The sequence below is a fragment of the Streptomyces spinosisporus genome, from assembly GCF_022698145.1.
GTDB lineage: Bacteria > Actinomycetota > Actinomycetes > Streptomycetales > Streptomycetaceae > Streptomyces > Streptomyces spinosisporus.
The window spans coordinates 98944-124987 of record NZ_JALDAX010000014.1; the positions used below are offsets into that span (position 1 = coordinate 98944).

The window sequence follows — 26044 nt, forward strand, 5'->3', positions numbered from 1 at the left end:
TGCCCTGTGCGAAGAGGTAGTTGGGATGTCAGTGGGCCCTGGCATGATCGCGGCATGACTACTTCGAACGTGGAAGAGCTCGTTCTCCGGATGGCGGAAACGCACGGCGTCCCCGGCCCGGTCGCTCAGGAGATGCTCGCCGGCGCCCGGCCGTGCCTGCACTTGGTCCCCTTCGAGGACCTGACCCCCGCTCAGCAGAAGGAGGCGAGTCCCGCCGCGCGGACGGGAGGCCTCCCCTCTCTGCCGGACGGCGTCGACTGGCCCGCTGGGCGCGAACCTCTGGTGCTGACCGTCCACTGTGCGGCGCTCCCCCGCGAGGCCCTGGACATCGAACTGCCGCCCGACGGGGACCTGTTGTTCTTCGTCGAGATCGAGTACGAGCCGGAGTCGTCGGCGGTGCTGCACGTGCCCGCCGACGCGCAGACCGCGGAACGCTCGGCGACGTACGAACTCGACGGCGAGCCGGAGCAGGCGAGGGTGTACCAGCCGGACGTTCTGTATCCGGTGCCTGGGCTGACCGTCGGGCCCGACTGGCGCGACGCCCCGGCGACCAGCGCGTTCCTGGACGGCGACCCGGACCGGTACGGCATTTTGGACGCTTTCGAGGAGGCCGTGCGGGATGCGGCAGCGGGCGGTGCCTCGCACGGAGTCTCCGTCCAGCTGGGCGGATTCTCCAGCGCCTGGCAGTCGGCACCGGACGAGGGCGACCTCGTTCTCCTGGCGCAGATACACGGCCAGTCGATCGACCTCGACGTCTACACCCAGACCCTGATCGTCGGTACCCGCGAGGACATCGCGGGGCGCCGGTATCAGGCTCTGGAGTTCGAGCAGCAGGTCTGACCGACTGCCGGTTCGCGCACCCTGGCCCTTGCGGGACAGGGTCGCCGGCCGCTGCCGTCGCGTCTCCGTCTCAGCTCACCGGGAGCCGGTCACCGCGGGATAGTCCGTGTATCCCTTCGCACCACCCGCGTAGTACGTGTCGCGGTCGCCGGTGGCGAGAGGGTGGCCGTACGCGAATCGGTCGACGAGGTCGGGATTGGCGATGAAGGGGGCGCCGAAGGACACCGCGTCGGCAAGGCCCCGTTCGAGCAGTTCGTTGCCGGTGGCCTGGGTGAAGCCGAGGTTGGCGATGACCGCTCCCTGGTAGTGGGCGCGGTAGCGGGCGAAGGCGGTGAAGGTGTCGTCGGTGTCTGCGCCGGGTTCCGGGCCGAGGAGGTGGAGGTAGGCCAGGTTGCCGTCGTTGAGGCGCTTGAGGAGTTGGTCGTACTCGGCCAGCGCCTCGTCGTCCGCGGTGAAGGCTGGCCCCCCGCTCCAGTAGGGAGACAGTTTGATGCCGACGCGGTCGCTGCCCCACACGCCGCTGACGGCGTCGACGAGGTCGAGGAGGAACTGGGCCCGCTTCTCGCTGCTGCCGCCGTAGGCGTCGGTGCGCTGGTTGAGGCGGGGGTTGAGGAACTGGGCCACGAGATGCGACACCTGCGCGTGGATCTCCAGGCCGTCGAATCCGGCGCGCAGCGCGTTGGCGGCCGCCTCCCGGTAGGCACCTATCGTGGCGGCGATCTCCGCCCCGCTCAGGGCGCGTGGCGTGGGGGTGTCCTTCGGGCCGTCGGGCGTGAAGGCCATCTCCTGGGGGTTGATCGCCGACGGGCCTGCGGGGAGCCTGCCGTCGTGGTGGTCCGGATGGGAGGCGGCGCCGGCGTGGCCGAGTTGCGAGACGATCCTCCCTCCCGCCGCGTGCACGGCTTCGGTGACCTCGGCCCAGCCGGCGGTCTGGGCGTCCGTGTAGATGCCGGGGACGTTGATGTAGCCGACCGCGTCCCTGTTGACCCAGGTCCCTTCGCTGACGATCAGGCCGGCGCCGGAGCGCTGCGCGTAATAGGTGGCGTGCAGGGCGGTGGGGGCCAGTTCCTCGTTGTCGGCGCGGGAACGCGTCATGGGAGCCATGACGACGCGGTTGGGCAGCGTGAGCGCGCCGAGGCGAACGGGCCGCAGGAGGGGCTGGATGGCGGCGGGTGCCGGGTTCTGGTCGTCGGACATGGAGATCTCTTTCGTGGCGCATGGCACTCCTCACGGACATGAGGAGGACGAGTGGGGGGTGGTGGGATCAGTCCTGTTTGAGGACGTGGAGGGCGGACAGGGGGCCGCCGAGCTGCATGAGGCGTCCTCCCTCGCGCAGCGTTCCGAGGTCCACGGGGGCGAAGCCGAACTCGGAGGTCAGGTCTTTCACCGTGTTCTTGGCGTCGGCGTCGTCGCCGGCGAGGAACAGCACCTGCCGTCCGGTCTCGTGTCGGGGATCGGGTGCGATGTACTGCGCGAAGAGGGTGTTGAACGCCTTGACGACCCGTGCGCCGGGCATGAGGGAGGCCACGTATTCGCTTCCGGTGAGGTCGCCCAGGTCGGCGATCTCCGGGGTCGGAGAAAGGGATGCGAACTGATTGGTGGCGTCGACGACGACGGTCCCGTCCAGGCGGCCAAGCCCGGCGACGGCTTCAGGGATCCGCGGCCAGGGGACCGCGAGCACGACGAGGTCCGCGGCGGCGGCTTCGGCCGGGGTCGCGGCTGCCGCGAGCGGGCCGAGGCTTTTCACCAACGGGGCCAGGGAGGCGGGCCCGCGGCTGTTGCTCAACACGACCTCGTGGCCGTGACGGATCGCGTGCCGGGCGATGGCCTGGGCGATCACCCCGGCTCCGAGCGTTCCGATCCTCATCGGGCTGCCCCCTGTGCGGAGTCGACCGGTCGCGGTGAGGTGAGCAGGACGGTTCCGGTCCTGCCGGGGCGGCGGACGTGCTCGATGGCCGCTTTGAAGTCGGCGAGGTCGTAGCGGGCCGCGACGTCGAGCAGGTCCGGCGCGCTTCGCGCCAGGTCCTGGGCGAAGGCGACGTCCTGGGCCCGCTCCTCGGGGGTGCGGCGCATCCAGCGCAGTATCGTCTCGCCCCGCAGCGTCAGCGCGCGTGCGATGAGGGGCAGCGCCTCCAACGATGCGGTGCCGTCGCCGAGATGTCCGTACGAGATCAGCGTGCCGCCGGCGTCGAGCAGTGCGGCGAGGCCCTGGGTCATGGCACCGCCGACACTGTCGAGAACGACCTGAACGCCGCCCCGCTCGCCGGCATACCGGCGGACCTGTTCCCGCCAGTCGTCGTCACTTGTCGCGATCACGGGCTGGGAGGGGTTCTGCGCCCGTAGCTTCTCGGCGCCGGAGGTGCTGCGGACGAGGTTGATCAACTGCAGGCCGCGCCTGGCCGCTTCCGCGCTGATCAGCCTGCCGATGGACGAGCCGGCGGCGGTCTGGAGGACCAGACCCGGCTGCCTGCCCAGGGCGTCCTCGACCGCGCGGTACAGCATGCGGAGCGTCAGCGGGTTGACCAGCATCAGGGCTGCGGTCTCGTCGCTGACCTCGTCCGGCACGGGCACCGTCAGGTCGGCCGCGACCACGACGAAGTCGCTCCACGTTCCCGGCGCGGGGAAGACCGCCACCCGCTGCCCGGGGTGGAGGGCGTGTACGTCGGCTCCGACGCTCTCGACGACGCCCATGCCCTCGACCCCGGGAGTCCGGGCCTGCGACCGGGCATCAGGCCGCTGTTCCGGTTGCCCCGGCATGCCCTCCACGCCGATCAGGTCTCCCGGATGAACGGGCCGGACCAGCATGCGGACCAGGACCTCTGCGGCACCGGGAGCGGGCGGGCGGGGTTTCTCGGTCAGCGTCAGTACCTGCGTGGCGTCCCCTTGCCGGGTGTGCTCGACGGTACGCATGGGTGCCCCTCCTCGCTCTTTAATGATGAGCATCATCAAAAAGAATGATGAGGGGTAACATTGAAAACGTCAAACACTGCCGACGCAGGAGGACGGCCATGCCGCGGATCACCAGGGAAGACAAGGCCAGGAACCGGCAGAACATCGTCGAGGCGGCAGGACGCATGTTCCGTTCGCAGGGCGTCGACGCCGTGGGCATCGCCGAGCTGATGAAGGAAGCGGGCCTGACCCACGGGGGGTTCTACAACCACTTCGCGTCGAAGGACGATCTCGCCGTCGAGGCGTGCGGCGCCTCGTTCGCAGCTTCTCTGGGCGCCCTGGACCAGGCCGTCGCGGAAGGCGACGGTCCCTCCGGGACACCGCTGGAACGAGTGGTGGCCGACTACCTCTCCGCCGCCCACCGCGACGCCCCGGACGGCGGCTGCCCCTCCGCCTCACTGGTGGTCGACGCCGGACGGCACAGCGACACGATCCAGAGCGCCTACGCAGTCGGCGTGGAGGGGTATCTCACGGGCTTCGCCGAGGAGTTCGCCCGCGAACACCAAGGGGAGATCACCTCACAGGAGGCGCGGGAGCGCGCGATACTGCTGCTCAGCCGACTCGTCGGGGCGATGGCCCTCGCCCGCGCAGTTCACCACGTCCAACCCGAACTGTCGGACGAGATCCTCCAGACCTGCAGCACCCACGCCCTCGACTGACCGACCTCGGGCGCGCGACGGCACGGCGTCCCGTCCTCTGGCGAGCGCAGTCCGCCAGAACGGGGATGGCGAGCGCCACGGCCGGCGTCTGACGCACGCGAGGGGCCGGCCACCGGCCGACCCCACGAGAACCGGACGCGCTGCCTGGTCAGTCGTCCTCGTACTGGGCCAGCGCGAGCCCGAGGCCGAAGAATGTGGGCGCCCACTCGCCCACGAAGATCCCCCACCGGTCAGCGCGGTCCGTCCCCGCTGCCTCTCCCTTGACCGATGCCATCCACGACAGGAACGACAGCCCGATCGAGACGACGGCAGCCGTGTAGGCGTGATCACTGCGCAAACCGGCCTCGTGCAACTTCTTGATGACCATGACCAAACTCCTCCGACGGAGATCTGCAGACACTGCCACCGTCACCCCCGGCAGACAGCACCGCTCCCCCCGTTCCGCCAAACGAGTGACCCCCGGTGCAGCGAGGCCGGGAGTGCGGGCAGACGCCGAGCAGGGCGGGGCATGACGGTCAGACGACGGTCACGGGGTGCCGCACCACGGCGTTGAACAGATACCCCTGCGTGTTGAGCTCGGTGGCGTCCGGCTGGCGGCGGCCGGAGGTGTCGGTGGCGCGGGCCAGAAGGTGGGTGTCGCCTCGGGTGTCGGGTGTCCAGCTGACGGACCAGCGTGTCCAGGCGTCGGCGCGGGGGCGGTCGTGGAGCCGGGCCGGCCTCCAGCTCGCCCCGCCGTCGGTGCTGACGTCGACCCGCGCGACGGCTCCCGCGCCCGACCAGGACCGGCCGTGCAGCACCTGGGTCCGCCCCGCCGTGAGCGTGGCGCCGCTCGCCAGCTCGAAGGCGCTCTTGACCGTCTGCCGGGTGAGCGGTGCGCTGCCCTGCGGCGGGTAGGCGGGGCCGAACAGCCGGTAGAACGTGGTGTTCCAGGGCGAGAACAGGGGTTGCGAGGAAACCTCGATGTCACCGACCCACTTGATCGACGCGATGCCCACCCAGGACGGCACCAGCACCCGTACCGGGTGGCCGTGGTCGTACGGCAGGGGTTCACCGTTCATCTCGTAGGCGAGCAGCACGTCGTCCAGTGCCTTGGCCACCGGCAGCGGACGGCGCACCCGGCCGAGGTTCTCGCCGTCACTGACGTACTCGGCATCCACACCGCGCGGCTGGACGTCCACGGCGTACGGCGACAAACCGGCTCTGCGCAGTACGTCGGCCATGCGCACGCCGCGCCAGCGGGCGACGCCGACCGCGCCGAGCGTCCACGGTGTACCGGTGACCGTCTCGCCCTGCTGGGTCGTGTAGTAACTGCGGCCGTTTCCCGCGCACTCGACGAACGCCGTCCGCGTGACGGCAGGCAGTGCACGCAGATCGTCGTAGCCGAACTCCACGGGACGGTCCTCACCCGGAGCGCCCCTCAGCCCGCTGCCCCACAACCGTAGCCGCCAGTCGTGTGCGTCCAAGACGGGGGTGGCGGTGTGGTTGCGCACGAAGAAGAGGTGGTTCGGGGTGTGATAGCCGGTTCCGCGCAGAGCATCCCAGCGGGAATCGGCGTTGGTACCGCGCTGGATGAACCACTCGGACGGCAGCGGCTTGACGATCGGGGTGTCGGCGGCCCGGGCCGGGCCCGGCGTGGGCAGCGCGGTGGCGGCCGCCGTCGCGGCGAGCAGGGTGAGCAGACGGCGGCGGCTCACCCCGTCCGCCCGGGCGTCCCCGGCGAGCCACTGGCGCAGTCGGCGGCGGTCATAGGCGGTTTCGTCGAGTCGTGTCATGGAAGGGGAGGGCACGGGGGATGCGGGCATGGTGGGTCCTCGTCATCAATGTGATGCCGGAGTTCAGGGCAACGGGCGGCATGAGCCTGCGTGCGCGCGTCCAACAACCGGGCTGCCGTGTCCGACAGGGTCAAAGCGCAGAACTGCGGGACTGCGGAACGTAAGGCCGGTGAGGTCCGGGATCAGCCGGCGAACCGACACAGCGCGGCGGCGACCAGGACGAGGTCCACGGTGCGGCGGCGCGTCAACGGCTCCAGCGGCGGCATGGCGCGATGCAAACACGCGGCTCATGAGATGTCAACGGAGCCCTTTGGGTGGGTGGTTGGGGTTGTCGGCCGCTGCGTCGGGGCTTGGGGCCGTGCCCGGAAAGCGTGGTGGCCGAGGAGAACGTGGCCCGCCCGCCAGGGATATCGCGGTCGGCGGTCAGAACGTCAGCGGGTCGGGTGGGCGGCGAGGAAGGGGCGTAGGAGTTGGAGCAGGGCGGCGGGGCGGTGCAGCGGGATGATGTGGCCGCAGTTCTCGATGAGGTGTCCGGTGAGATCGTCGGTGATCGGGCGGAGTTGGCGTTCCAGCGCCGCACCGACCGGCTGGGCGCCCACGGCCAGCGTCGGCACCGTCAGTCGCGTCGTGGCGACGGCCTTGCTGATCTGGGCCGCGCTTTCGGGCAGGGCCCGGTAGTACGAGAACGTACAGCGCAGTGCTTCGTGTCCGGTGTAGGCATGGATGAAGGCGTCGCGTACCTGCGGCGGCAGGCCGTCGCCGAGTGTGCCCGTGTGGAGGAACCAGTCGATGTAGCGGGCCTCGTTGCCCTCCAGCACCGTCTCCGCCAGCCCTGGAACGGCGTGGAAGCCGAACCACCAAGGAGGGCCGCCGGCCAGGAAGTCCTCGGCGCCGGGCAGTTGACCGACCAGCGCTTCCATCACGACGAGACGCCGCACCAACTCCGGTCGCCGCAGGGCAAGCAGAAGAGCGGGCGGGGTGCCGGCGTCGATGGCCACCACGGCTGCCGAGGGCACCTCCAGCGCATACAGCAGTTCGGCGGCGTCCTGCGCCAGAGTGGCCGCGTCGTATCCGGTCCGGGCCCGGGTGCTGGCACCGAAGCCGCGCAGGTCCGGTGCGATGACCCGGTACCGGTCGGAGAGGCCCGTCATGACCTCGGTCCACAGCTGCCATGTGTGGGGGAAGCCGTGCAGGAGGAGAACGGCCGGTCCCGATCCGGCCACGGCCACATTCAGTTCGATGCCGTTGACGGGGATACGGCGCAGCTCAGGCATGAAAAGCTCCAGATGGAAGGCGGTAACCGATGGTGACAAGGAAACGGTAGGGAACTACCGTGGGCCTTCCAAGGACGCACTTTTCTCTCAGGTGGTGAGCTGCAGGTGACCACGGCGAGGCGCGGCGATCTGTTCGACCCGCAGTGCCCGACCCGGCAGTTGCTCGACCGCGTCGGCACGAAATGGACGTCCATGGCCATCAAGGTGCTGGCGGACGCGGCCCCGGAGGAAGTGCGCTTCGGGGAGCTGCGGCGGCGCATGCCGGGCATCTCCCAGAAGATGCTGTCCGTGACGTTGCAGAGCCTGGTCCGCGACGGACTGGTCGCCCGCCGCGTCGAGCCCACCGTGCCGCCCGCGGTGCATTACCGGCTCACCGACCTGGGCCACTCCCTCGACGGCCCGCTCGCCGCGCTGCGCACCTGGGCCGAGACACACATGGCAACCATCGAACACAACAACCTGACGTACGCCCAAGACTGACAGCGCCGGAGCAGACCGTTGTGGCCGCGCGTCCTGGTGGGGCGGGGCGTGTTCCGCCCCACCAGGACGCGGACGCGGTCAGCGTCCGGCGAGTGCCTTGCCGGTCTCGCGGGCCGTGGTGAGCGCGTCGGTGTGCAGTTGTGCGGCGAGGTCGCGCAGGCCCTCCATACCGGGTGTAGTGGCGGCGAGGGTCAACTCCCGCTTGATGACCGTCAGATCGGCCTCCCAGTGGTCGGCGAGGATCCGCTCCAGGTAGGGGGTGGAGTGGTCCCAGCCCTCGCGCGGGGTGCCGGGCCCATAGCCGCCTCCCAAGGAGGTGACCAGCACGGTCGGCGTGCCCTTGAGCAGCGGTGTGGTGGGGCCGGCGCCCGCGATGACGAGGTCCACCCAGGTCTTGAAGTGCTGGGAGACGCCGTAGTTGTACAGCGGGACGGCCATGACCACGGCGTCCGCGCTCTGCACCTCCTCGGCGAGCGCCGCACCGAGGGCGAGCGCCTCGCGCTGGGCCGAGGTCCGCTCCCCTTCCGGGGTGAAGCCCGCAGTCGTGGCGAGTGTCCAGGCGTCAGCGGGCAGCGCGTCCGTGCCGAGGTGGCGCCGGGTCACCGTGGCGCCGGGGTGCGCCGCGGTCCACTCGGTCTCGACGATGTCGGCGATCTCGGCACTGGCGGAGGCGCTCGGCAGGATGCTGGCGTCCAGGCGGAACAGGTTCATGGTCGTGATCTCTCGATAGAAGCGATGATCCACGGACGACTCAGGCGACTCGCGCGAGTCGTTCGGGTCGTTCGGGTCGTTCGGGTCGTGACATGGGGAGGGCAAGGCGACAGGCCACACATCCGGCGTGCCGCAGCCTCAGCATAAACGGACTTTACCCCGCTTCATAGTCGTGCCTGTAGGTTGGTCCCGTGGATCGCCCTGTAGTGCCCTTCGGAAAACCGCGCGCCGAACGCGCCGACGCGGTGCGCAACCGCGAACACCTGCTCAAGACCGCCCGCGAGATGCTCGCGGAGTGCGGCGCGGACAAGGTCACCATGGACGGCCTCGCCGAGCGCGCCTGCCTCGGCAAGGGCACCGTCTTCCGCCACTTCGGCACCCGGGCCGGCATCTTCCGGGCGCTGCTCGACGCGGACGAGCGGCGGTTCCAGGAACAGGTTCTGTCCGGGCCGCCACCCCTGGGGCCGGGCGCCGAGCCCATCGACCGCCTCATCGCCTACGGTCGCGCCCGCATCGCCTACCTCCTGGATCACCACGTCATCGCGCGGGCTGCACTCCACCGCAACCAACCCGCTCCGGTCGGCGACCCCTCGGTGACCCAACTCCACATCCGGGTACTGCTCCAGCAAGGTGCGCCGATGCCGAACATCGCCGGCATCGCGATCCAGCTCACCGCCGCCCTCGAAGGCCCGCTGCTGCTCTACCTCTCCCGCCCCGACACCGACGAGGACGAACCGGCGGAGATCTACGCCCTCCTGGCCGACGCCTGGCAAACGCTGGTCGAACGCCTGACGCGCTGACCTGCGCCGACACAGCGGGCCGAGCAGATCCGCAACCGCTGCGGAGGCCGCAGCAAGGCGAGCCGCACCCTTTGCAGAACGAGCCCCGCAGCCCGCTGTGATCAGCCCTGCGCCGTAGGACGAACGACGATCTCTCCGACATCGATCCCCTCGGGCTGCGCGATGGCGTACCCGATCGCGGAGGCGATGGCGGAGGGCGGCATGGCGATCTCGTCGCGCAGACCCACCATCGCCGCCGCGGCCTCGGGGCTGGCTCCCTTGCCCACGCCCTCCGTGTTGGTGTAGCCCGGCGAGATGAGAGAGACACGCAGGTCGGGGCCGGCCTCCTGCCGCAGCCCTTCGGTCAGCACCTTCACCGCCGTCTTGGTGGCGGCGTAGACGGCCAGCGGGGATTTCACGACGTAGGCCGCCGTGGAGGCGACGTTGACGAACTGTCCGGAACGCTGCCGGCGGAAGACGGGCAACGCCGCCCCGATACCGTTCAGCAGGCCGGTGACATGGGTGGCGACCATGGCGTCCCAGTCGTCCTGGCGCAACTCGTCGAACGGCGAGACCGCCATCGTGCCGGCGTTGGAGACCAGGACATCGAGGCGGCCGAAGCGGTCGACGGCCGCATCTGTGAGCCGCTTGAGGTCTTCGCGGCACCTGACATCGACGATGACCCCGACGGCGGACCCACCCTGGGCCGTGATGCGGTCCACCACTTCGGTCAACCGGTCCTCTCGCCTGGCTCCGAGAACCAGCCGGGCGCCCTGAGCGGCGAGGTGGGTCGCCGTCGCCTCCCCGATGCCGCTGCTGGCGCCCGTGACGGCGATGACCTTGCCCTTGATACCTGACATGACGTGACCTTTCGTAAGGGGTGTGCAGGTCAGCTAGAGGCCCCGTAGACTAAGTGGGGGCGACTCCACTTATCGAGGCTAAGTGGGGACGCCCCCACTTGGCAAGGTCGAGACGCTGGAAGGGGTGGCAGAGCGCTGATGTCGGAGGGAGCGGAACGTCCGCTGCGGGCTGACGCACGACGTAACCGGGAGAAGATCCTCAAGGCCGCGGTGCGGATGTTCGCAGCCGAGGGGTTGGACACCCACTTGGAACGCATCGCCAAGGAGGCGGGGGTGGGCAGCGCCACGCTGTACCGCAACTTCCCCACCCGAGAAGCGCTCGTCGAGGCCGTGTACCGCAACGAGGTGGCCCAGTTGTGCGACGCGGCGCCCGAACTGCTGGCCACCAAGCCGCCGTTCGAGGCGCTGCGCGCGTGGACACGTCTCTTCCTCGACTACGTGACGACCAAGTACGGCATGATCGACGCCCTGCGCGCGATCGCCGCGACGGGGAACAGTCCCTACGGCCACAGCCGGGAAATGATCCGGGCGGCTTTGAGCATCCTCATGGACGCCTGCGTGACCGCCGGGACCATCCGCGCCGACATCACCGCCGCCGACCTCGGCGCGGCACTCGAAGGCATCGCCCTCACATCGGCGAGCCCCGAGCAGCGGCAGCAGGCGGAACGGTTGCTCGACCTCACATTGGACGGGTTGACGGTCGTCCGGCCGGAGGTTGAGCGATGACCAAGGGACCGGCCGTACTGCTGCTCAGAGCATGACGGACCGCGGCTCGAGGAAGCCCTCGAGGCCGAAGACGCCGTACTCGCGTCCGATGCCGGACTGCTTGAACCCCCCGAAGGGGGACAGCGGTTCGTAACCGCCGTTGATCGAGACCCGGCCCGCTTCGAGTCGTGAGGCGATGCGGCGTGCTCGCTGCGGGTCGGACGAGAAGACGTAGGCGTGCAGGCCGTAGGTGGTGTCGTTGGCTATGTCGACGGCGTGGTCGTCGTTCCGGTAGGTGATGACCGACAGCACCGGGCCGAAGATCTCCTCCTGAGCGATCGTCATGTCGTTGGTGACGTCGGCGAACACGGTGGGGCGTACGAAGTACCCGTTGCCGAGACCTTCGGGGCGGCCGGGGCCGCCGACGACGACCCGCGCGCCTTCCTCCATGCCGCGACGGATGTAGCTTTGGACGCGCTCCCACTGCCGCTCGCTCACCATGGGGCCGATCGAGGTCGCCGGATCGCGCGGATCGCCGACGGGGAACTCCTCGGGCACCTTCTTCGCGATGAGGGCGAGTGCTTCGTCGATCCGGCCCTCCGGGACCAGGATGCGGGTACCTGCGACGCACGCCTGGCCGCTGTTGACGAATCCGGCCGCGAGCGCACCGGTGAGGGCCTGCCCGAGGTCCGCATCGTCCAGCACGATCGACGGGGACTTTCCGCCGAGTTCCAGCGTCAGGCGCTTCAACGTGTCGACCGCCTGACTCGCGATCACCTTGCCGGTCGCGGTGGAACCCGTGAAGGAGATCTTGGAGACATCGGGATGACGGGTGATCACCGAGCCGACCACGTCCCCCCGCCCCGTCACGACGTTCACGACGCCCCGGGGCAGGCCGGCCTCGTGCAGCGCCTGTGTGATGACCTGGGTCTGCGTCGCGCTCAACTCGCTGGGCTTGATGACGACCGTGCAGCCGGCCGCCAGAGCGGTCGCGAGCTTGTCGCAGATGAAGAACGCGTCCGAGTTCCACGGCGTGATCAACCCCGCGACACCTGCCGGCGCCAGCTCCACTTCCGCCTGACCGATCCGCCGCGTGAAGTCGAACTCCGCCAGCGTGCTGATCATGCCGGCGAAGGCACCGGCAGCCGCGTCCACCAGAAACGAATGACGCTGTGGCCCGCCGTACTCCACGGTGACGGCCTCCAGGAGATCGTCCCTCTGGGCGGCCACCGCGGCCTGCAGCCTTCCCAGCGCGTCGATCCGCTCTTCCCTGGACGTCGCGGACCACGCCGGCAGGGCGCGCTTCGCCGCCGCGACGGCGGCGTGCGCATCGGCCTCGTCGGCGAGCCGGACCTGCCCGATCACCTCACCCGTAGCAGGGTTGTGCAGGTCGAACTCTTCCGTGCCGTGCGGCGTCACGAACTCGCCGTCGATATAGATTTTGTCGATTATGTTGCGCTGCATTTCCAGTGGCTCCTCGGACGGCCGCCGACCCTTTTTGCGCGCGCATGGCGAAAGCGTTGACGCGCTGGGGCGACCGTCTACATATGGTCCGAATGGTTTGCGTCAGGCTCGGATGGTTTACCGAGCAGCAATTCCATGAAACCAGCGGCGTACGGGTCCAGCCAGAAAGATTCTCCCGCGTTCTTGTACGATCCTCTTCGGCCGAGTTGCCCTCAGGGAAGCGCCGCCACTGCAACACCGGCCTCGTCCCGCATGCGTACGGCGTCACGGCTTGGCGGCTCGCCGAAAAGTCGCCGGTACTCCCGGCTGAACTGGGACGGACTGTCGTATCCGACGGCATGCCCGACGCCGGTGACGTCGCTCGGGCGATTGGCCAAAATCAGGCGGGCTGTCTGCAAGCGAATGTGCTTTTGAAACTGGATCGGCGTCATACCCGTGACCACCTGGAAATTCCTGTGGAATGCCGACACGCTCATACCCGAGAGCTGTGCCACTTCCTCGATACGGAACTGCCGGGCGTAGTTCTCCCGGATCCACCGCACCGCTCGCGTGATGTGATGCAAGCTGCTGTCCGCGAGGCCGAGTTGGCGCACGGCGTCACCCTGCTCTCCGGTGAGGAGCCGCCACAGAATTTCGCGCTTGATCAACGGAGCCAGCGCATCACGATCCCGTGGGTGATCGAGCAGGCGCAACAGCCGCACGATGGCGTCGAGCAGCTCCTCGGTCGCATCACTGACCGCGATGCCGGGTCGTGCCGAGCTGCGCGACTGCGGCACCTGCTCCGGACCGGTCTGCAGCAGCAACTCCGCGATGACGGCGGGCTCCAGCGTCATGGCAAAGCCCAGCGCCGGCCGGCCCGGGTCGGCATCGATGAACTGTCCCGTCACCGGAAGGTCCACCGAGGCGATCAGATATTGCCCGGCCCCGTACTCGTAGACGTGATCCCCCAGCGCCAGACGCTTGGTCCCCTGAGCAACGAGCGCCAGGACCGTGCCGGACATCGAGGCCCCCGGCGAAACAGTCTGATCCGCCTTACAGATCCGAACGCCGTCGATGGCCGTGGTCAGATCCGGACGACCATGCCGCTCCAGCAGATCGCAAAACTCACCCAGTGACATGCCACGATTGCAGCACATGGCTCCAGCAATCGCCGCCTCGCAAGAGGATCGTGCAAGAAGTCGCGACTCTTGTGCGGACGCCGACGCGGCGGGACGTACCGGATTCGTCGAGGGCGCCGACTTCGGAACGGCGTGACTTCACTCACTGGTGTGCATCAAGCTTCGATCGGAGAACAGTCTGCTCACGAAGGGCGGCTCCGCATCCGACCGCGCGGCGCTTTCCGTCTGCCCTCCTGTCGTGTGATCACCAATCGGGGCCGGCCCCTTCGGCGCGGAAGTGCGGTTCCTCCAGGTCCTGCACATGGATGAGAAGGGAGTGCGGTCCGGAGGCGGAATCCGCGACGACGCTGTTGCGCATCGACACCCATACATACGTCCTGTCGTTTCGCCTGAGACGTATCTCCGCCCTGCCCCCTTCGGCCGACGTGCGCAACAAGGTTTCGATGTCCTCAGGATGGACGAGATCGGAAAAGGAATGCCGTCGCAGCTCAGTTGCCGATTCGTCCAACATCCGGCACAGCGCAGCGTTCGTGCGCAGGATCCTGCCCGGTTCCTCACCGGTGAGTTCGGCGATGGCCATACCTGACGGCGCGTACTCGAATGCCTGCCGGAAGGACTCTTCGCTGGCACGCAGCGCGTGCTGTTCGCGCTCGACGCGCGCCAGTGCGTGTTGCATGTTCGCTCGCAACTGAGCGTTGCTGATGGCGACCGCGGCGTGCGCGGCATACACCTGCAGCGCCTCGCGTCCCCACGCACCCGGGCGTCGGCCATTACGTGGTCGTTCGACCGAAATGACACCGATGAGGTCATCGAAATCCGTGCCACCGGCGGAGTACATCGGAGCGAACAGACGGTCGTTAGGGTGCCACTGATCGGCGTGTAGCGGTTCAGGGGCTTCCGTGAACCACTGGGGCACGTCGTCGTTGTCGAGCACCCATCCCTCCGTATAAGGAATGAATCGCAACGTGCCCCAGCTCTCACCCATCGACAGGCGGCGTTTCCACGACGCCCTTGAGCCGACACGGCCCGTGATGAGTGCCTCAGCGGCCTGGTTGCCGGCAAGCGCGGCAACAACCAGATCCCCGTCCGGCCGCACCAGATTGAGCGCGGCCAGTTCGTAGCCAAGTCCGGCGACAATGCCATCGATGACAGTCTGGAGCGTGTCGGCAAGGCTTTGCGCCGGTGCGACCTGTTGAATCAGCTGGTCCAACAGACTGCGTAGCGTCGCCAGTCGGACATACGGCTCCGACTCGGTCGCTCCTGCGGTTGCCTCACCGGCTGACTGATCGACAGGCCACACACTGAAATTGGGTTTTGGGGCAGCCGCTGGGGGCCGGTAAGCCCTGTTGCGCAGGAAGGGGACGCCACCCAGGCCGTCCCGGCACAGACGGTGCGGTTCGGGCATCCCTTTGAGACGCAACTCCAGATGCAGCCGGTTGTATATCGTGTCCAGGTCGAGGAACTCGGCTCCCTCCAACACCCCGTTGTCTATGAGCCTGATGAGTTCGCCCGTGAACGCGGTGTACTGCTCTCCGGGCGGGGTGAGCGCGACTGAATTCTCGGCCGAGGCAACCAGCAGATAGGTGCCCTCCACTTCAAGGGCCGCCTCGGCCGCCTGCACACCGAAGGCTCGCGCGCTGTAGCAGCAGTCGACGATGACGACTTTGCGGGCGGCCGGACTGTGCTCTATCGAGCGTCGTATCCATTCGAACGGCGCCGCCGTGTCATGCACCGAGACACGGTCGCTGTCGGCCACGGCCAGGCAGAGTTGTCCGGTGCGCGGTTCGATGAGCCCATGACCCGCGTAGTACACGATCAGGGCATCCGTTGCCTCCTGCGCAGCCTCGGCCACGGGCTTGGAGAGTTGGCGCGGCGTCTGCGGGTTGATGACCGTGTGGCAGTGCTCCAACGGCAGTCCAAGGATCTCCGAGCGGGTGAATGCCTCGGCGAGCGTCATCGCGCTCCGCTCCACGGCCGGCAGGTTACTGAGCGTCTCGTATGCGCCGGCGCCGATGAACACCGCTCGGGACGCGTCCGGATCAGGCGGAGCTGTCATCGTCGCCGTTCTCCGCCCCGTCGGCCAGCAACTCGATGAGACGCCTCGCTTCATCCGGCGAGGATCCCGAGATCGTGACGCTCTGGCCGTCCGGCCGCTGAAAGGTGATCGTCGGAGGCTGCGGACGCGTGCCACGCCAGGCCATCACCGAAAGGGCAAGAGACGCGGCGTTGAAGCCACTGCCGATGACCAAGGACAACAGGTCGACCACGTCCCCCTGTGCTCCAGGCGGCGCGGATCGTGATGCGTGGAGACTTGGCCTGGCCCAGCGACGAGCGGCGGCGTCCAACAACAGCCAATCGTGCAACGCCCGAAGCTCACGCTCCGATCTGTCCAGGCATCGCACACTCAGATCGACCCGCACAGGCACCCCCGCCCAACCCCCAAGACGCACAACGGCACTTGCCAGGCTATCGGGAAGTAGAGCAGGTCAATAACATGTCGTACTGCCTGCGACACGCTCCGGTGCAGCAGGGCTTCTGACGCCGCACCGCGGACCTCGGCCGAGATGCGTTGCCTTGCGATCGGCCGGCAGCGCATCATGATGTCTCCGTCTACGGGACCCGAAACGCGCCGCTCAGCCCCCGGCCCCTAGCCCCAAAGCCGTTCGCAAAGCCCAAGGCGTTGCCGCCGCCCAGGCCTGGGGGGAGCAGGAGTGGGGGTAGGGCACGGGGCGGGGGGTGGTGGATTTGGCGTAGCCGGCCAGGACTTCTGGTAGGCGGTAGTTGTTGTGGGCGGCCACCTCGATGAAGCCTTGGGCGACCGCGTGGGCCTCGTCCGTGAGGCCGTGGCGGGCCAGGCCGAGGGTGATCAGGGCGTTGTCGTGCGGCCAGGCGCTGCCGCGGTGGTAGGAGAGCGGGTGGTAGGGCTTCTGGTCGGCGGCCAGGGTGCGGATCGCCCAGCCGGAGAAGAAGTCCGGTTGCAGGAGGCGGTGTCCGACCCGGCGGGCGTGTTCGGCGTCGAGGATGCCGGACCACAGCAGGTGCCCCGCGTCGGAGGCCAGGGCGTCGACCTGGCGGCCGTGGCCGTCGAGGGCGAGGGCCGGGAAGTCGGTGGTCGGCATCCAGAAGTCGTTCAGGAAGCGGGTGCGCAGATCTGCGGCGATGTGCCGCAGGCGGTGCGCGTAGTCCTCGTCCTGCCAGACGGCGGCGGCGAGTTGGGCGGTGCGTTGCAGGGCGTCGTAGGCGTAACCCTGTGCTTCCGAGACGGCGATGGGACCTTCGGCCTGCGTGCCGTCGGTGAAGCAGATCGCTCCCGCGGAGTCCTTCCAGTTCTGGTTGACCAGGCCGTTGGGGTCGGGTTCGTAGACGAGGTAGCCGTGTCGGTCGAGGCCGCCGTCGGTGAGCATCCAGTCGACGGCCCGGCGGGCGTGTTGTTCAAGGCGAAGCGCCAGGGCCGATTCGCCGGTGGTCTCGTAGTGGGCGTGGAGGAGTACCAGGAAGAGTGGGGTCGCGTCGACGGCGCCGTAGTAGCGGCCGTAGGGCACTTGGCGGAAGTGGGCGAGTTCGCCGTGGCGGGTCTCGTGGACGATACGGCCCGGCTGTTCACCGCTGTCCGGGTGGTGGGAGCGCCCCTGGGTGGCGGCGAGCGCGCTCAGGGTCGCGGCAGCCGTCTCGGGGCGGTACGGCAGCAGGAAGTACGACGTCAGCAGTGAGTCGCGGCCGAAGAGGGTCAGGAACCAGGGGATGCCGGCCGCGGGGACCTGGACCTCTTCGCCGTCGACTCCGGTGACGGTGATGGTGAGCAGGTCCAGGTCGTGCAGGCCCCGTTCGCAGGCGCGCGTCAGGTCGTCGGTGGCCGGGGCGGCTGTGTGCCTCGGCCGGGGTGAGGTGGGCGCCGCGTCCGGCATGCCGTGCGGGTGGGCGCGGACGGTGAGGTGGAGCTCGGCCTCTGCGTGTGCGGCGAGTTCCAGCTCCCAGCTCATGATCTGCGCGCCGCCACTGACGTCCTTGATGGCTGTCGGGGTGGGCCGGGCCGTCACGGTGGTGCGGGAGTGCCAGTCCTCGCGGCGGTAGTCGAAGTCCAGGCCCTCGGCCGTCCTGCGGATCTCGATGTGGGCGCCGGGTTTGGCGTAGTGGCGGTCGTCGGCGCGCAGTTCGAAGAGGTCGGCGAAGTCGGCGTCGACGGTGAGGTCGACCCGGGCGGTGACGGGAGAGGGTCGGTTGCTGACCAGGCGCAGGTGTTCCGTCAACGTCCCTGCCGTCACCCTCTGTTCGCGGAAGACCGTGTACGCGGGCGGGTTGTCACGTGTGCCCTGCGGGGTGAGGACGCAGGTGGCCGTGTTGTCGGTGTCGGCGGTGGCGGGCACCAGGGCGGACGGTTCGGCGCCGTCGACGGTCAGCCGCCAGCGGCTGAGGTGGCGGGCGTCGCGCAGGAACAGTCCGTCGGGTGCCGTGCCCCGGGTGCCGCTGATGCCGCCCCCCGCATCGAGGCGGGCGAAGGTGGCGTCCCGGACCAGCTGGACGCGGTCGCCGGCCGGGCTCATGGGGTGGGCTCCTTGGGGTCGGCGCACAGCAGGTCGAGCGTGAGCGCGGCGGTCCACGAGAAGTGCCGGGCGCCGCGCGGGCGGCCGGTCGCGGGGTCGACGTACTCGGCGAACCCGGTGGCGCCGGCCTCGGTGACGAAGGCCGACCGCAGGGCTGTGGCCTCGGCGTCCAGGGCGTGGGTGTGCAGGCCTTGGTGGATCAGCCAGGCGGTGTTGAACCAGGCGGGACCGCGCCAGTAGCGGTGCGCGTCGAAGGCGTGGCCGCGCAGGTCGTAGCTGGGGACCAGGCCGGTGGCCGGTGCGGTGAAGCTCGGGCCGGTGAGGGTGTCGAGCAGACGGTCGACGATGTGCGGCGGCAGGTCCGGGACGAGCAGCGGGACGAGTCCGCTGACGCTGCTCTCCTCGACCAGGGTGTCCGTGATCAGGTCACGGGCGCGGAAGATGCCCGCCGGCTCGTCCCACAGACGGGCGACCAGGCGCCGGGTGAGCGCCTCGGCGCGTGCGGTGTGCACGGTCGCGTCGGCGCCCGTCTCGCGTGCCATGGCGGCCAGCGCCCGCTCGCTGACGATCAGCAGGGCGTTGAAGCAGGGGTCTTCCACGGCGAAGGCGAACCGGGCCGCCCGGTCGTCGTAGCCCGCGTCGCGGTAGTCGGCGGCGAGGCGGACGTAGCGGCCGTAGTCCAGGTCGGTGGGCCGGTCGGCGGGGTGGCCGTGGTCGAGGTCCGCCCGCTGGAAGGCGTCCGGCGGGGCCGGCTCGATCCGGCGCAGCGCCTCGTCCCAGCAGGGGCTGTTGTCCATGCCGGGCTCCCAGGGGTGGACCACCGCGGCCAGGCCGGCGCCGCCGAGGTCGCGGCGGGCCAGGAGGTAGTCGTGCCAGGCGGACAGGCGTGGCAGGACCCGGTGGAGGAAGCCGCGCCGGCGGGACTCGACCGGGTCCGCGCGGTGCACGAGCCAGGCGGCCAGCGCGTGCACCGGGGGCTGCACGATGCCGGAGGTCTCGGCGGCCGCCGGTGCGCCCGCGGCCCGGCCTGCGGCGGAGGAGCGCCAGAAGTCGGGGCTCGGGAAGTAGGCGTCGTAGGGCAGCGCGGGGTTGAACACTATGTGCGGGATGCGTCCGTCGGCCCACTGCCCGGCGAGCAGGGATTCCAGTTCCTGCTGGGCGCGGCGTGCGGAGAGGTGGCGCAGGCCGATGGCGATGAACGCGGAGTCCCAGCTCCACTGGTGCGGGTAGAGGGTGCGGGAGGGAACGGTGGAGGTGCCGGTCCAGTTGTCGATCAGGACCCGCGCCGCACCGCGCCGCAGTGTCAGGGCTGCGGCGTCGGTGGGCGCGGGCCGGTCCAGGAGGGACTTCACGCGCCGGACCTCTTGAGGAATGCGGGGACGGAACGGACGGCCTCGACGGGGTCGCCCGTCAGCCGGCATTCGAGGGCGAGGTGGCCGTCGTAGCCGATGGTGTGCAGGGCGCCGAGCCAGGCGGGCCAGTCGAGGTGGCCCGCGCCGGGCTGGAAGCGGTTGGAGTCGGAGACCTGGGCGTGTCCGATGACGTCGGCGTGCGCGAGGATCGCGGCGGCGGGGTCGGCCTCCTCGATGTTCATGTGGTAGCTGTCGATGCCGATGCGGATCGAGTCCAGGCCGGTCGCGCGGATCAGGTCGGCGGCCTGTTCCAGGCGGTTGACCATGTGGTCCTCGTACCGGTTGAGGGGCTCCAGGAAGAGGGTGACGCCCTCCTCGCGGGCGTGTTCGCCCAGCTCGGCGAGGCCGGTCAGCAGCACCTCGCGGTCCTCGGCCTCGCTGCGCGGGGGTTCGAAGGGCGGCAGGCGGCGGGAGAACATGCCGTACGAGGCCGGGGTCTGCGCGCCGCGGCCGCCGATCTCGGCGATCACGGTGAGCTGGGACTTCATCTGGTCGATGGCGTCGCGCCGCAGGTCGGCGTCGAAGGCGCCGAAGAAGTGCAGCATGTCGACGCAGACGGTGGGCATGACGACGCCGTCCTTGCGGGCCTGGCGCAGTTCGTCGAGGCGGGAGGCGAAGTGCAGGTCGCCCTGGCCGCGCAGTTCGATGGCGTCGTAGCCGGCTTCCTGGGCGAACTCCCACTTGGCCTGCAGGGTGTCTCCGGGCAGGAGCTGTTCCTGCACCGCGGTCTTGAGCATGTGAGGGGGCCTTCCGGGTTTCAGAATTCCAGCACGACCTGCAGCGCGTCGGCCGGGCGTTCGTCGAGCAGCACGTAGGCGTCGGCGGCGTCGGCGACCGGGACGACATGGCTGACGAGAGAGGCGACGTCCACCTGTCCCTCGGCGACCAGGCGCAGGAACGTCTGCTGGAGGCGTTCGACGGTCCAGCGGTGGGACAGCTGCGGGGGGACGCCGCCGATCTGAGAGCACACGAGCTGGACGCGGTTGTGGTGGAACTCGTCGCCGAGGCGCAGTCCGACGCCGTCGCCCTGATAGAAGCCGGAGGCCACGACGCGGCCGCCGGCGGCGACCGAGCGCAGCGCCTCGTGCAGGGCGGGGTAGGCGCCGCTGATCTCGATGGCCAGGTCCGCGCCGAGTCCGCCGGTGGCCTCGCGGATGCGTTCGGCGACGGCGTCGGTGCGGGCGTTGAGGGTGTGCTGGGCGCCGTAGTGCTTGGCGGTCTCCAGACGGCCGTCGAGGGCGTCGACGGCGGTGACCCGGGCGCCGTTGAGCTGGGCGAGGCGGGTGGTGAGCAGTCCGATGACGCCCTGTCCGAAGACGGCGACGTCCTCGCCGAGGTGGATGTCGCCGGCCAGGACGGCGTTGTAGGCGATGGCGCCGACGCGGGCGAAGGCGCCGGCCAGCGGTTCGAGCCCGGCGGGCAGGGTGTGGCCGATCATCCGCTCGGCGGGGACGATGCCTTCGCTGCGGTGGCCCCAGATGCCCCACACCAGGTCGCCCACGTCCGGCAGGCCGGGGGTGCCCGCGAGGTCGGGGGCGATGTCGACGACCTCGCCGACCTCCGAGTAGCCCCAGCCCGCGACGGGGTACTGGATGCCGGCGGCGCCGTCGCGGAACAGCCGCGCCTCGGGGTCCCAGGTGCGGGTCAGGTAGGGGTTGGTGCCGCGGTAGGCGGTGAGTTCGGTACCGGCCGAGATGCCCGAGTAGCGGGTGCGGACCCTGAGGTGTCCGGCGGGCAGTTCCGCTCTGACCTGCTCGGTTACCTCCACCTGGCGGGGGCCGGTGAATTGGACGACGCGTTCCACGGATGACTCCGGAAGGGTTGCGAGTGCGGTTGCGTCGACAATATCTGCAACTTATGTCTTGTCAACAAGCAAAAGTGATGCTGAGATGCGTGCGCAGTAGACGTAAGTCGGAACGAGGACATGCAATGCGCACCAGGAGCCGGCGATCAAGCGCGATCGCGGTGGGCATCACCGCAGCCCTGACAGTGGGGCTGCTCTCGGGCTGCTCCAGCAGCACGGGACCGGGAAAGCCGGACAAGGAGATCACCGTCTGGTCCCAGGAGAACCTTCCGGACCGCGTCGCGGTCACCCAGAAGATCATCAAGGGGTTCGAGAAGAAGACCGGCGTCAAGGTGCACCTCGTCGGGGTCGACGAGGGCCAGATGCCCCAACTGATCATGTCGGCCGCCGCGTCGGGCACACTCCCCGACGTCATCGGCGCCGCCCCCATGGGCCAGGTCTGGCAGATGTACAGCAACGGCCTGCTCAACACCACGATCCCGCGGCAGATCATCGGCGAGCTGGGCCGCAGCACCTTCAACGCCAACGCCCTGCAGCTGACCTCGGACGGTGCCACCAGCCTGGGCGTGCCCTCCGACGCCTGGCTGCAGCTGCTGGTCTACCGCAAGGACCAGCTCGACCAGAAGCACCTGCCGGTCCCCGACACCTACGCCAAGGCGACCGCCGCGGCCAAGGCGCTGACCACCAAGGGCCGGTACGGCATGTCGGCGGCCACCGACCCCAGTGACGTCTTCACCTCCCAGAGTTTCGAGAGCCTCGCCCTCGCCGACGACTGCCAACTCGTCGACGATGCGCACCAGGTCGCCCTGGACTCGCCGCAGTGCCAAACGGCGTTCTCCACCTACGACAAGCTCGCCCGCGACTACGGTGCCGCCGGCACCCAGACCGTGGACTCCACCCGCGCCACCTACTTCGCCGGGCAGTCGTCGATGATCATCTGGTCCTCGTTCCTGCTGGACGAGCTCGCCGGACTGCGCAAGGACGCGCTGCCCAGCTGTTCTCAGTGCAAGAAGGACCCGCGTTACCTGTCCGACCACAGTGGCATCGTCACCGCGATGAAGGGCCCCGACGCCACGGAGGCGGCCCAGTTCGGCGAGATCACCTCCTGGGTGACGACCAAGACCGCCGAGACCGCGGCCTCCCGCCAGTTCATCGAGTACATGATGGGCACGGGCTACGAGTCCTGGTTCGGCATGGCACCCGAGGGCAAGATCCCCGTCCGCAACGGCACCGCCGCACAGCCGCAGCGCTACCTGGACGCATGGCGCCACAGCACGATCGGCGTCGACACCAAGAAGCCCTTCGACCAGGTGTATCCGCCGAGCCTGCTCAACCAACTCGCCGCCGGCGTCAGCCACATGCGGCGCTGGGGCATCACGCAGGGCGAGGGAGCGCTCGTCGGCGCCACCAACGGCGAACTGCCCGTGCCCAAGGCCATCGGCGCCATGACCAGCGGGCAGACCTCCCCGTCCGAGGCGGCCCGCCAGGCCGACGACGACGTCGCCGCCCTGCAGAAGTCCCTCCAGTAGCCGCCCGCATGCACGTCGCAAAGGCCCACTCATGACAACAGCACCGACCGGCGCGCCAGAGCGCCGGGACACCAGCACCGGGTCCGCGGACGGGCCCGCCCGCCGCGGGCGCCGCCCGATGACCGCAGGCCGCCGCGCCAACCGCGCGGGCCTGGCGTTCGTCTCCCCCACCTTCGTGGTGGTCCTCGTGGTGGTGATCCTGCCCATCGCCTGGACCGTCCTGCTCGCCTTCCAGCACGCCAAACTGGTCGACATCCAGGGCATGGGCCTGTTCGGCAACTGGACGCTGGACAACTTCACCCAGGTCTTCGGCTCGGCCGGTTTCTGGCAGAGCCTGACCACCACGCTGCTCTACACCGCGGGCGGCACCCTCGGCTCCGTCATCCTCGGTCTGATCGCCGCACTCGCCCTGCGCAAGCCGTTCAAGGGCCGCGGTCTGCTGCGCGCCGCGATGCTGCTGCCCTACGTCGCTCCCGTCGTCGCCGTCGCCTTCGTCTGGGAGGTCGCCCTCAGCCCCCAGTACGGCGTCGTCAACGACTGGGGCCGCCGCCTGTTCGGCTGGGACGACCCGATCGCCTTCCTGTCCACGCGGGAGTACGAAGTCGGCCTGCTCGGCGTGCACTTCGAGATCCCGCTCGCCCTGCTGACCGTCATCGCCTTCGAGTGCTGGCGCTACTTCCCCTTCGCCTTCCTGTTCATCCTCGCCCGGCTGCAGGCCGTTCCCGACGGCCTGGAGGAGGCCGCACTCGTCGACGGCGCCACTCCCACGCAGCGCTTCCGCCACATCCTGCTGCCCCAACTGATGCCCGTCATGGCCCTGTTGTGCGTGCTGCGGTTCATCATGACCTTCAACAAGTTCGACGACGTCTACCTGCTGACCGGCGGCGGCGCGGGCACCGACGTCGCGGCGGTACGGGTCTACGACTTCCTCACCGCCCGCTACGACGTGGGCGCGGCCGCCGCACAGGCCCTGGTGCTGGCCGTCTCGCTGATGATCCTGCTGGGCTTCTACTTCAAGTTCTTCGCCAACAAGGTCCAGGAGGAGTCCTGATGACGCGCGCTCAGTTCGAGGACCGCCTCTTCGGTGTACTGCGCTGGGTCGTCATCGCCTTCCTCGCGGTGATCACCCTGCTGCCCTTCTACTACATGCTGCTGCTGTCGCTGAAGCCCATCGACGCGCTGCTGCTCGACCCCGGCTCGCTGTGGGTGTCGACCAAGGACTTCACCCTGTCCACCTACCGCGACGTCCTGCGCTCCACCGACGCCGGCGGCCAGGGCTTCCTGAAGTTCCTGCTCAACTCCGCGCTGGTGTCGCTCGGTACGGTCGCCCTGACGCTGCTGGCGGCGGTGCCCGGCGCCTACGCCATCAGCCGGCTGAAGTTCTTCGGCCACCGCCAGGTCAGCGCGCTCTTCCTCGCCGTCTACCTCTTCCCGGCGACCCTGCTGGCCGTCCCGCTGTTCGTCATCTTCGCCAAACTGCACCTGTCCTCCAGCCTGGTCGGACTCGCCATCGTCTACGTCGCCCAGACCGTGCCGGTGTCGATCTACATGCTGAAGAACTACCTCGTCACCATCCCCTACACGATCGAGGAGGCAGCCGCCCTCGACGGCTGCAGCCGGCTGCAGACCGTCCGCAAGGTGATCCTGCCGCTCGCCCTGCCGTCCCTCATGGCGACGGGCCTCTACGTCTTCATGATCGCTTGGAACGAGTTCCTCTTCGCGCTCCTGTTCCTGGCCGCGGACCCGGACAAGTGGACGGTGTCCCTCGGACTCGCGCAGCTGTCCAACGGTGTGGAGGTACCGAAGACGGTCCTGATGGCCGGGTCGGTGGTGCTGACGATCCCCGTGGTACTTCTGTTCTTCGCCGCCGAGCGCCTGCTCACCGAAGGCCTGACCAGCGGCGCCGACAAGAGCTGACAACGGGGGAAAGTGATGCTGACGCCGAACCAGTCGAGTGCGGGTGAGCTGCTGCAGCTCATCCGCAGCGGCCAGGCCAACACCCGCGCCGATCTCCAGCAGGCCACGGGCCTGTCCCGGTCGACCATCGGCCAGCGGCTCAACCTCCTCAACCAGGCGGGCTGGCTCAAGGAGTCCACCGGCTCGTCGACCGGCGGCCGGCCCTCGCAGCAGATCCTCTTCGACCCCACGCACGCCTCGGTCATCGCCGTCGACCTCGAGACCCGCTACGCCCGCGCGGCCGTCCTGGACCTGGCGGGCACGATCCTCGCCGAACAGACCGGGCCGCTGCGGATCAGCGACGGGCCGGACCAGGTGCTGGACCAACTGGCGGGCTGGTTCCCGGAGTTGATCACCGCGGCGGGCATCGACGCCGGACATGTCCGCGGGATCGGCCTGTCCGTGCCCGGGCCGGTGGACTACGCCACCGGCCAGGTCGTGGAGCCGCCGATCATGCCCGGCTGGGACCGGTACCCCGTCCGCGAACGCATGCAGAAGGCGTACGCCGACCATGTGCACGCCGATGTGGAGGGCGGCCCCGTCCCCGTCTTCGTGGACAACGACGCCAACCTCATGGCGCTGGCCGAGCACCAGGCCAACCACCGGGACTGCACCGCGTTCGTCCTGGTGAAGGTCTCCACCGGCATCGGTGCCGGCGTCGTCGTGGGCGACACGGTCTACCGCGGCATCGACGGCGGCGCGGGCGACATCGGCCACATCCGGCTGCACGACCAGCCCGACGCCCTGTGCATGTGCGGCTCTTACGGCTGTCTGGCCGCCGTCGCCAGCGGCGGCGCACTGGCGAAGCAACTCGCCGCCCTCGGCATCGACGCCGACTCCGCGTCCGACGTCAGACGCCTCCTCGGCGACGGACATCCCGACGCCATCCGTCTTGCCCGTGAGGCGGGGCGGCGCATCGGCGAAGTCCTGGTGACCGTCATCACCCTCCTCAACCCGGGCGTTCTCATGATCGCGGGCGACCTCTCCGGCGCCCCCTTCATGACCGGCGTGCGGGAACTGCTCTACCAGCGTGCCTTCCCCCGAGCCACCGCCCACCTCCAGGTCGTCACCTCCCGCCTCGGCGACCACGCGGGAGTCATCGGCGCCGCGTCCATGGTCGTCGAGTTCCTCTACTCCCCCGCCTCGGCCGACGCCCGCCTCGCGCGCCTCGCCCTCTGAACGCCCCACAAC

At 69.4% G+C, this 26044-nt stretch carries 24 protein-coding genes and 2 pseudogenes; 9 read left to right on the forward strand and 17 right to left on the reverse strand.

The annotated features are described in order from the left end of the window. Positions 1 to 54 precede the first annotated feature (54 nt). Positions 55 to 840, forward strand: coding sequence for a DUF1963 domain-containing protein (locus MQN93_RS30930; RefSeq protein ID WP_242712150.1), 786 nt, complete (start codon positions 55 to 57; stop codon positions 838 to 840). A gap of 75 nt (positions 841 to 915) precedes the next feature. On the opposite strand, the gene MQN93_RS30935 is transcribed toward MQN93_RS30930, so the two are convergent. The 3 genes from MQN93_RS30935 to MQN93_RS30945 all read right to left on the reverse strand — a co-directional run bounded on the left by MQN93_RS30935 (position 916) and on the right by MQN93_RS30945 (position 3750). After that, the gene (locus MQN93_RS30935; RefSeq protein WP_242712151.1) at positions 916 to 2037 is read right to left on the reverse strand and encodes an alkene reductase; all 1122 of its coding nucleotides are present in this window, start codon (positions 2035 to 2037) and stop codon (positions 916 to 918) included. A gap of 67 nt (positions 2038 to 2104) precedes the next feature. Continuing rightward, complete coding sequence (locus MQN93_RS30940) at positions 2105 to 2707, reverse strand: NADPH-dependent F420 reductase (RefSeq protein WP_242712152.1); 603 nt, start codon at positions 2705 to 2707, stop codon at positions 2105 to 2107. Continuing rightward, positions 2704 to 3750, reverse strand: coding sequence for an alcohol dehydrogenase catalytic domain-containing protein (locus MQN93_RS30945; RefSeq protein ID WP_242712153.1), 1047 nt, complete (start codon positions 3748 to 3750; stop codon positions 2704 to 2706). Before MQN93_RS30945 ends, MQN93_RS30940 begins: the two co-directional genes overlap by 4 nt. 98 nt (positions 3751 to 3848) lie before the next feature. On the opposite strand from MQN93_RS30945, the gene MQN93_RS30950 reads away from it, so the two are divergent. Then, positions 3849 to 4448: a TetR/AcrR family transcriptional regulator gene (locus MQN93_RS30950; RefSeq protein ID WP_242712154.1), complete on the forward strand. Its 600-nt coding sequence runs from the start codon at positions 3849 to 3851 to the stop codon at positions 4446 to 4448. A 148-nt stretch (positions 4449 to 4596) separates the two neighbouring features. Here MQN93_RS30950 and MQN93_RS30955 read toward each other — a convergent pair whose 3' ends face one another. The 3 genes from MQN93_RS30955 to MQN93_RS30965 all read right to left on the reverse strand — a co-directional run bounded on the left by MQN93_RS30955 (position 4597) and on the right by MQN93_RS30965 (position 7494). Next, positions 4597 to 4815 carry a hypothetical protein gene (locus MQN93_RS30955; protein WP_242712155.1) on the reverse strand — a complete coding sequence of 73 codons (219 nt, stop codon included), beginning with the start codon at positions 4813 to 4815 and terminating at the stop codon, positions 4597 to 4599. Between the two features lie 148 nt (positions 4816 to 4963). Then, positions 4964 to 6250, reverse strand: a complete 1287-nt coding sequence (locus MQN93_RS30960) for a sulfite oxidase (RefSeq protein WP_242712156.1) — start codon at positions 6248 to 6250, stop codon at positions 4964 to 4966. A gap of 401 nt (positions 6251 to 6651) precedes the next feature. Further along, complete coding sequence (locus MQN93_RS30965; protein WP_242712157.1) at positions 6652 to 7494, reverse strand: alpha/beta fold hydrolase; 843 nt, start codon at positions 7492 to 7494, stop codon at positions 6652 to 6654. A gap of 105 nt (positions 7495 to 7599) precedes the next feature. Here MQN93_RS30965 and MQN93_RS30970 point away from each other — a divergent pair, with 105 nt between their 5' ends. Beyond that, positions 7600 to 7974 carry a winged helix-turn-helix transcriptional regulator gene (locus tag MQN93_RS30970; protein WP_016432733.1) on the forward strand — a complete coding sequence of 125 codons (375 nt, stop codon included), beginning with the start codon at positions 7600 to 7602 and terminating at the stop codon, positions 7972 to 7974. Positions 7975 to 8052: 78 nt separating this feature from the next. On the opposite strand, the gene MQN93_RS30975 is transcribed toward MQN93_RS30970, so the two are convergent. After that, on the reverse strand, positions 8053 to 8685 hold the full coding sequence (locus tag MQN93_RS30975; RefSeq protein ID WP_016432734.1) for an FMN-dependent NADH-azoreductase: 633 nt from the start codon (positions 8683 to 8685) through the stop codon (positions 8053 to 8055). Positions 8686 to 8876: 191 nt separating this feature from the next. Here MQN93_RS30975 and MQN93_RS30980 point away from each other — a divergent pair, with 191 nt between their 5' ends. Continuing rightward, a complete protein-coding gene (locus tag MQN93_RS30980; protein WP_242712158.1) occupies positions 8877 to 9485 on the forward strand; it encodes a TetR/AcrR family transcriptional regulator in 609 nt (202 codons plus the stop codon). A gap of 101 nt (positions 9486 to 9586) precedes the next feature. Here the strand turns inward: MQN93_RS30980 and MQN93_RS30985 are convergent, their stop codons facing one another. Beyond that, positions 9587 to 10324 (reverse strand): SDR family oxidoreductase, encoded by a 738-nt coding sequence (locus MQN93_RS30985; protein WP_242712159.1) that lies wholly within the window; start codon positions 10322 to 10324, stop codon positions 9587 to 9589. Positions 10325 to 10462: 138 nt separating this feature from the next. Here MQN93_RS30985 and MQN93_RS30990 point away from each other — a divergent pair, with 138 nt between their 5' ends. Further along, a complete protein-coding gene (locus tag MQN93_RS30990; protein ID WP_242712160.1) occupies positions 10463 to 11050 on the forward strand; it encodes a TetR/AcrR family transcriptional regulator in 588 nt (195 codons plus the stop codon). A gap of 24 nt (positions 11051 to 11074) precedes the next feature. Here MQN93_RS30990 and MQN93_RS30995 read toward each other — a convergent pair whose 3' ends face one another. The 9 genes and pseudogenes from MQN93_RS30995 to MQN93_RS31035 form a co-directional block, all read right to left on the reverse strand. Beyond that, positions 11075 to 12493 carry an aldehyde dehydrogenase family protein gene (locus MQN93_RS30995; RefSeq protein WP_242712161.1) on the reverse strand — a complete coding sequence of 473 codons (1419 nt, stop codon included), beginning with the start codon at positions 12491 to 12493 and terminating at the stop codon, positions 11075 to 11077. 212 nt (positions 12494 to 12705) lie between these two features. Next, a complete protein-coding gene (locus MQN93_RS31000; RefSeq protein WP_242712162.1) occupies positions 12706 to 13611 on the reverse strand; it encodes an AraC family transcriptional regulator in 906 nt (301 codons plus the stop codon). A gap of 283 nt (positions 13612 to 13894) precedes the next feature. Further along, positions 13895 to 14911: pseudogene (locus MQN93_RS31005) on the reverse strand (PAS domain S-box protein); the annotation flags it as partial. Positions 14912 to 15037: 126 nt separating this feature from the next. Beyond that, positions 15038 to 15721: pseudogene (locus MQN93_RS31010) on the reverse strand (caspase family protein); the annotation flags it as partial. Then, complete coding sequence (locus MQN93_RS31015; RefSeq protein ID WP_308404450.1) at positions 15651 to 16061, reverse strand: effector-associated constant component EACC1; 411 nt, start codon at positions 16059 to 16061, stop codon at positions 15651 to 15653. The pseudogene MQN93_RS31010 and the gene MQN93_RS31015, both read right to left, overlap by 71 nt. Before the next feature lie 183 nt (positions 16062 to 16244). After that, complete coding sequence (locus MQN93_RS31020; RefSeq protein WP_242712163.1) at positions 16245 to 18152, reverse strand: amylo-alpha-1,6-glucosidase; 1908 nt, start codon at positions 18150 to 18152, stop codon at positions 16245 to 16247. After that, positions 18149 to 19504 (reverse strand): MGH1-like glycoside hydrolase domain-containing protein, encoded by a 1356-nt coding sequence (locus MQN93_RS31025; protein WP_242712164.1) that lies wholly within the window; start codon positions 19502 to 19504, stop codon positions 18149 to 18151. The genes MQN93_RS31020 and MQN93_RS31025 overlap by 4 nt, the downstream gene beginning before the upstream one ends. Then, positions 19501 to 20301, reverse strand: coding sequence for a sugar phosphate isomerase/epimerase family protein (locus MQN93_RS31030; RefSeq protein WP_242712165.1), 801 nt, complete (start codon positions 20299 to 20301; stop codon positions 19501 to 19503). Before MQN93_RS31030 ends, MQN93_RS31025 begins: the two co-directional genes overlap by 4 nt. Positions 20302 to 20321: 20 nt before the next feature. Further along, on the reverse strand, positions 20322 to 21368 hold the full coding sequence (locus tag MQN93_RS31035; RefSeq protein WP_242712166.1) for a zinc-dependent alcohol dehydrogenase: 1047 nt from the start codon (positions 21366 to 21368) through the stop codon (positions 20322 to 20324). Between the two features lie 125 nt (positions 21369 to 21493). Between MQN93_RS31035 and MQN93_RS31040 the strand changes: the two genes are divergently transcribed. The 4 genes from MQN93_RS31040 to MQN93_RS31055 are packed head-to-tail and all read left to right on the forward strand — an operon-like array spanning position 21494 to position 26032. Then, positions 21494 to 22897: an ABC transporter substrate-binding protein gene (locus MQN93_RS31040; RefSeq protein ID WP_242712167.1), complete on the forward strand. Its 1404-nt coding sequence runs from the start codon at positions 21494 to 21496 to the stop codon at positions 22895 to 22897. A 31-nt stretch (positions 22898 to 22928) separates the two neighbouring features. Beyond that, positions 22929 to 23948 carry a carbohydrate ABC transporter permease gene (locus MQN93_RS31045; RefSeq protein WP_242712168.1) on the forward strand — a complete coding sequence of 340 codons (1020 nt, stop codon included), beginning with the start codon at positions 22929 to 22931 and terminating at the stop codon, positions 23946 to 23948. Beyond that, positions 23948 to 24814: a carbohydrate ABC transporter permease gene (locus tag MQN93_RS31050; RefSeq protein WP_016432751.1), complete on the forward strand. Its 867-nt coding sequence runs from the start codon at positions 23948 to 23950 to the stop codon at positions 24812 to 24814. Before MQN93_RS31045 ends, MQN93_RS31050 begins: the two co-directional genes overlap by 1 nt. Positions 24815 to 24829: 15 nt before the next feature. Next, positions 24830 to 26032: an ROK family transcriptional regulator gene (locus tag MQN93_RS31055; protein ID WP_242712169.1), complete on the forward strand. Its 1203-nt coding sequence runs from the start codon at positions 24830 to 24832 to the stop codon at positions 26030 to 26032. Positions 26033 to 26044: the final 12 nt, after the last annotated feature.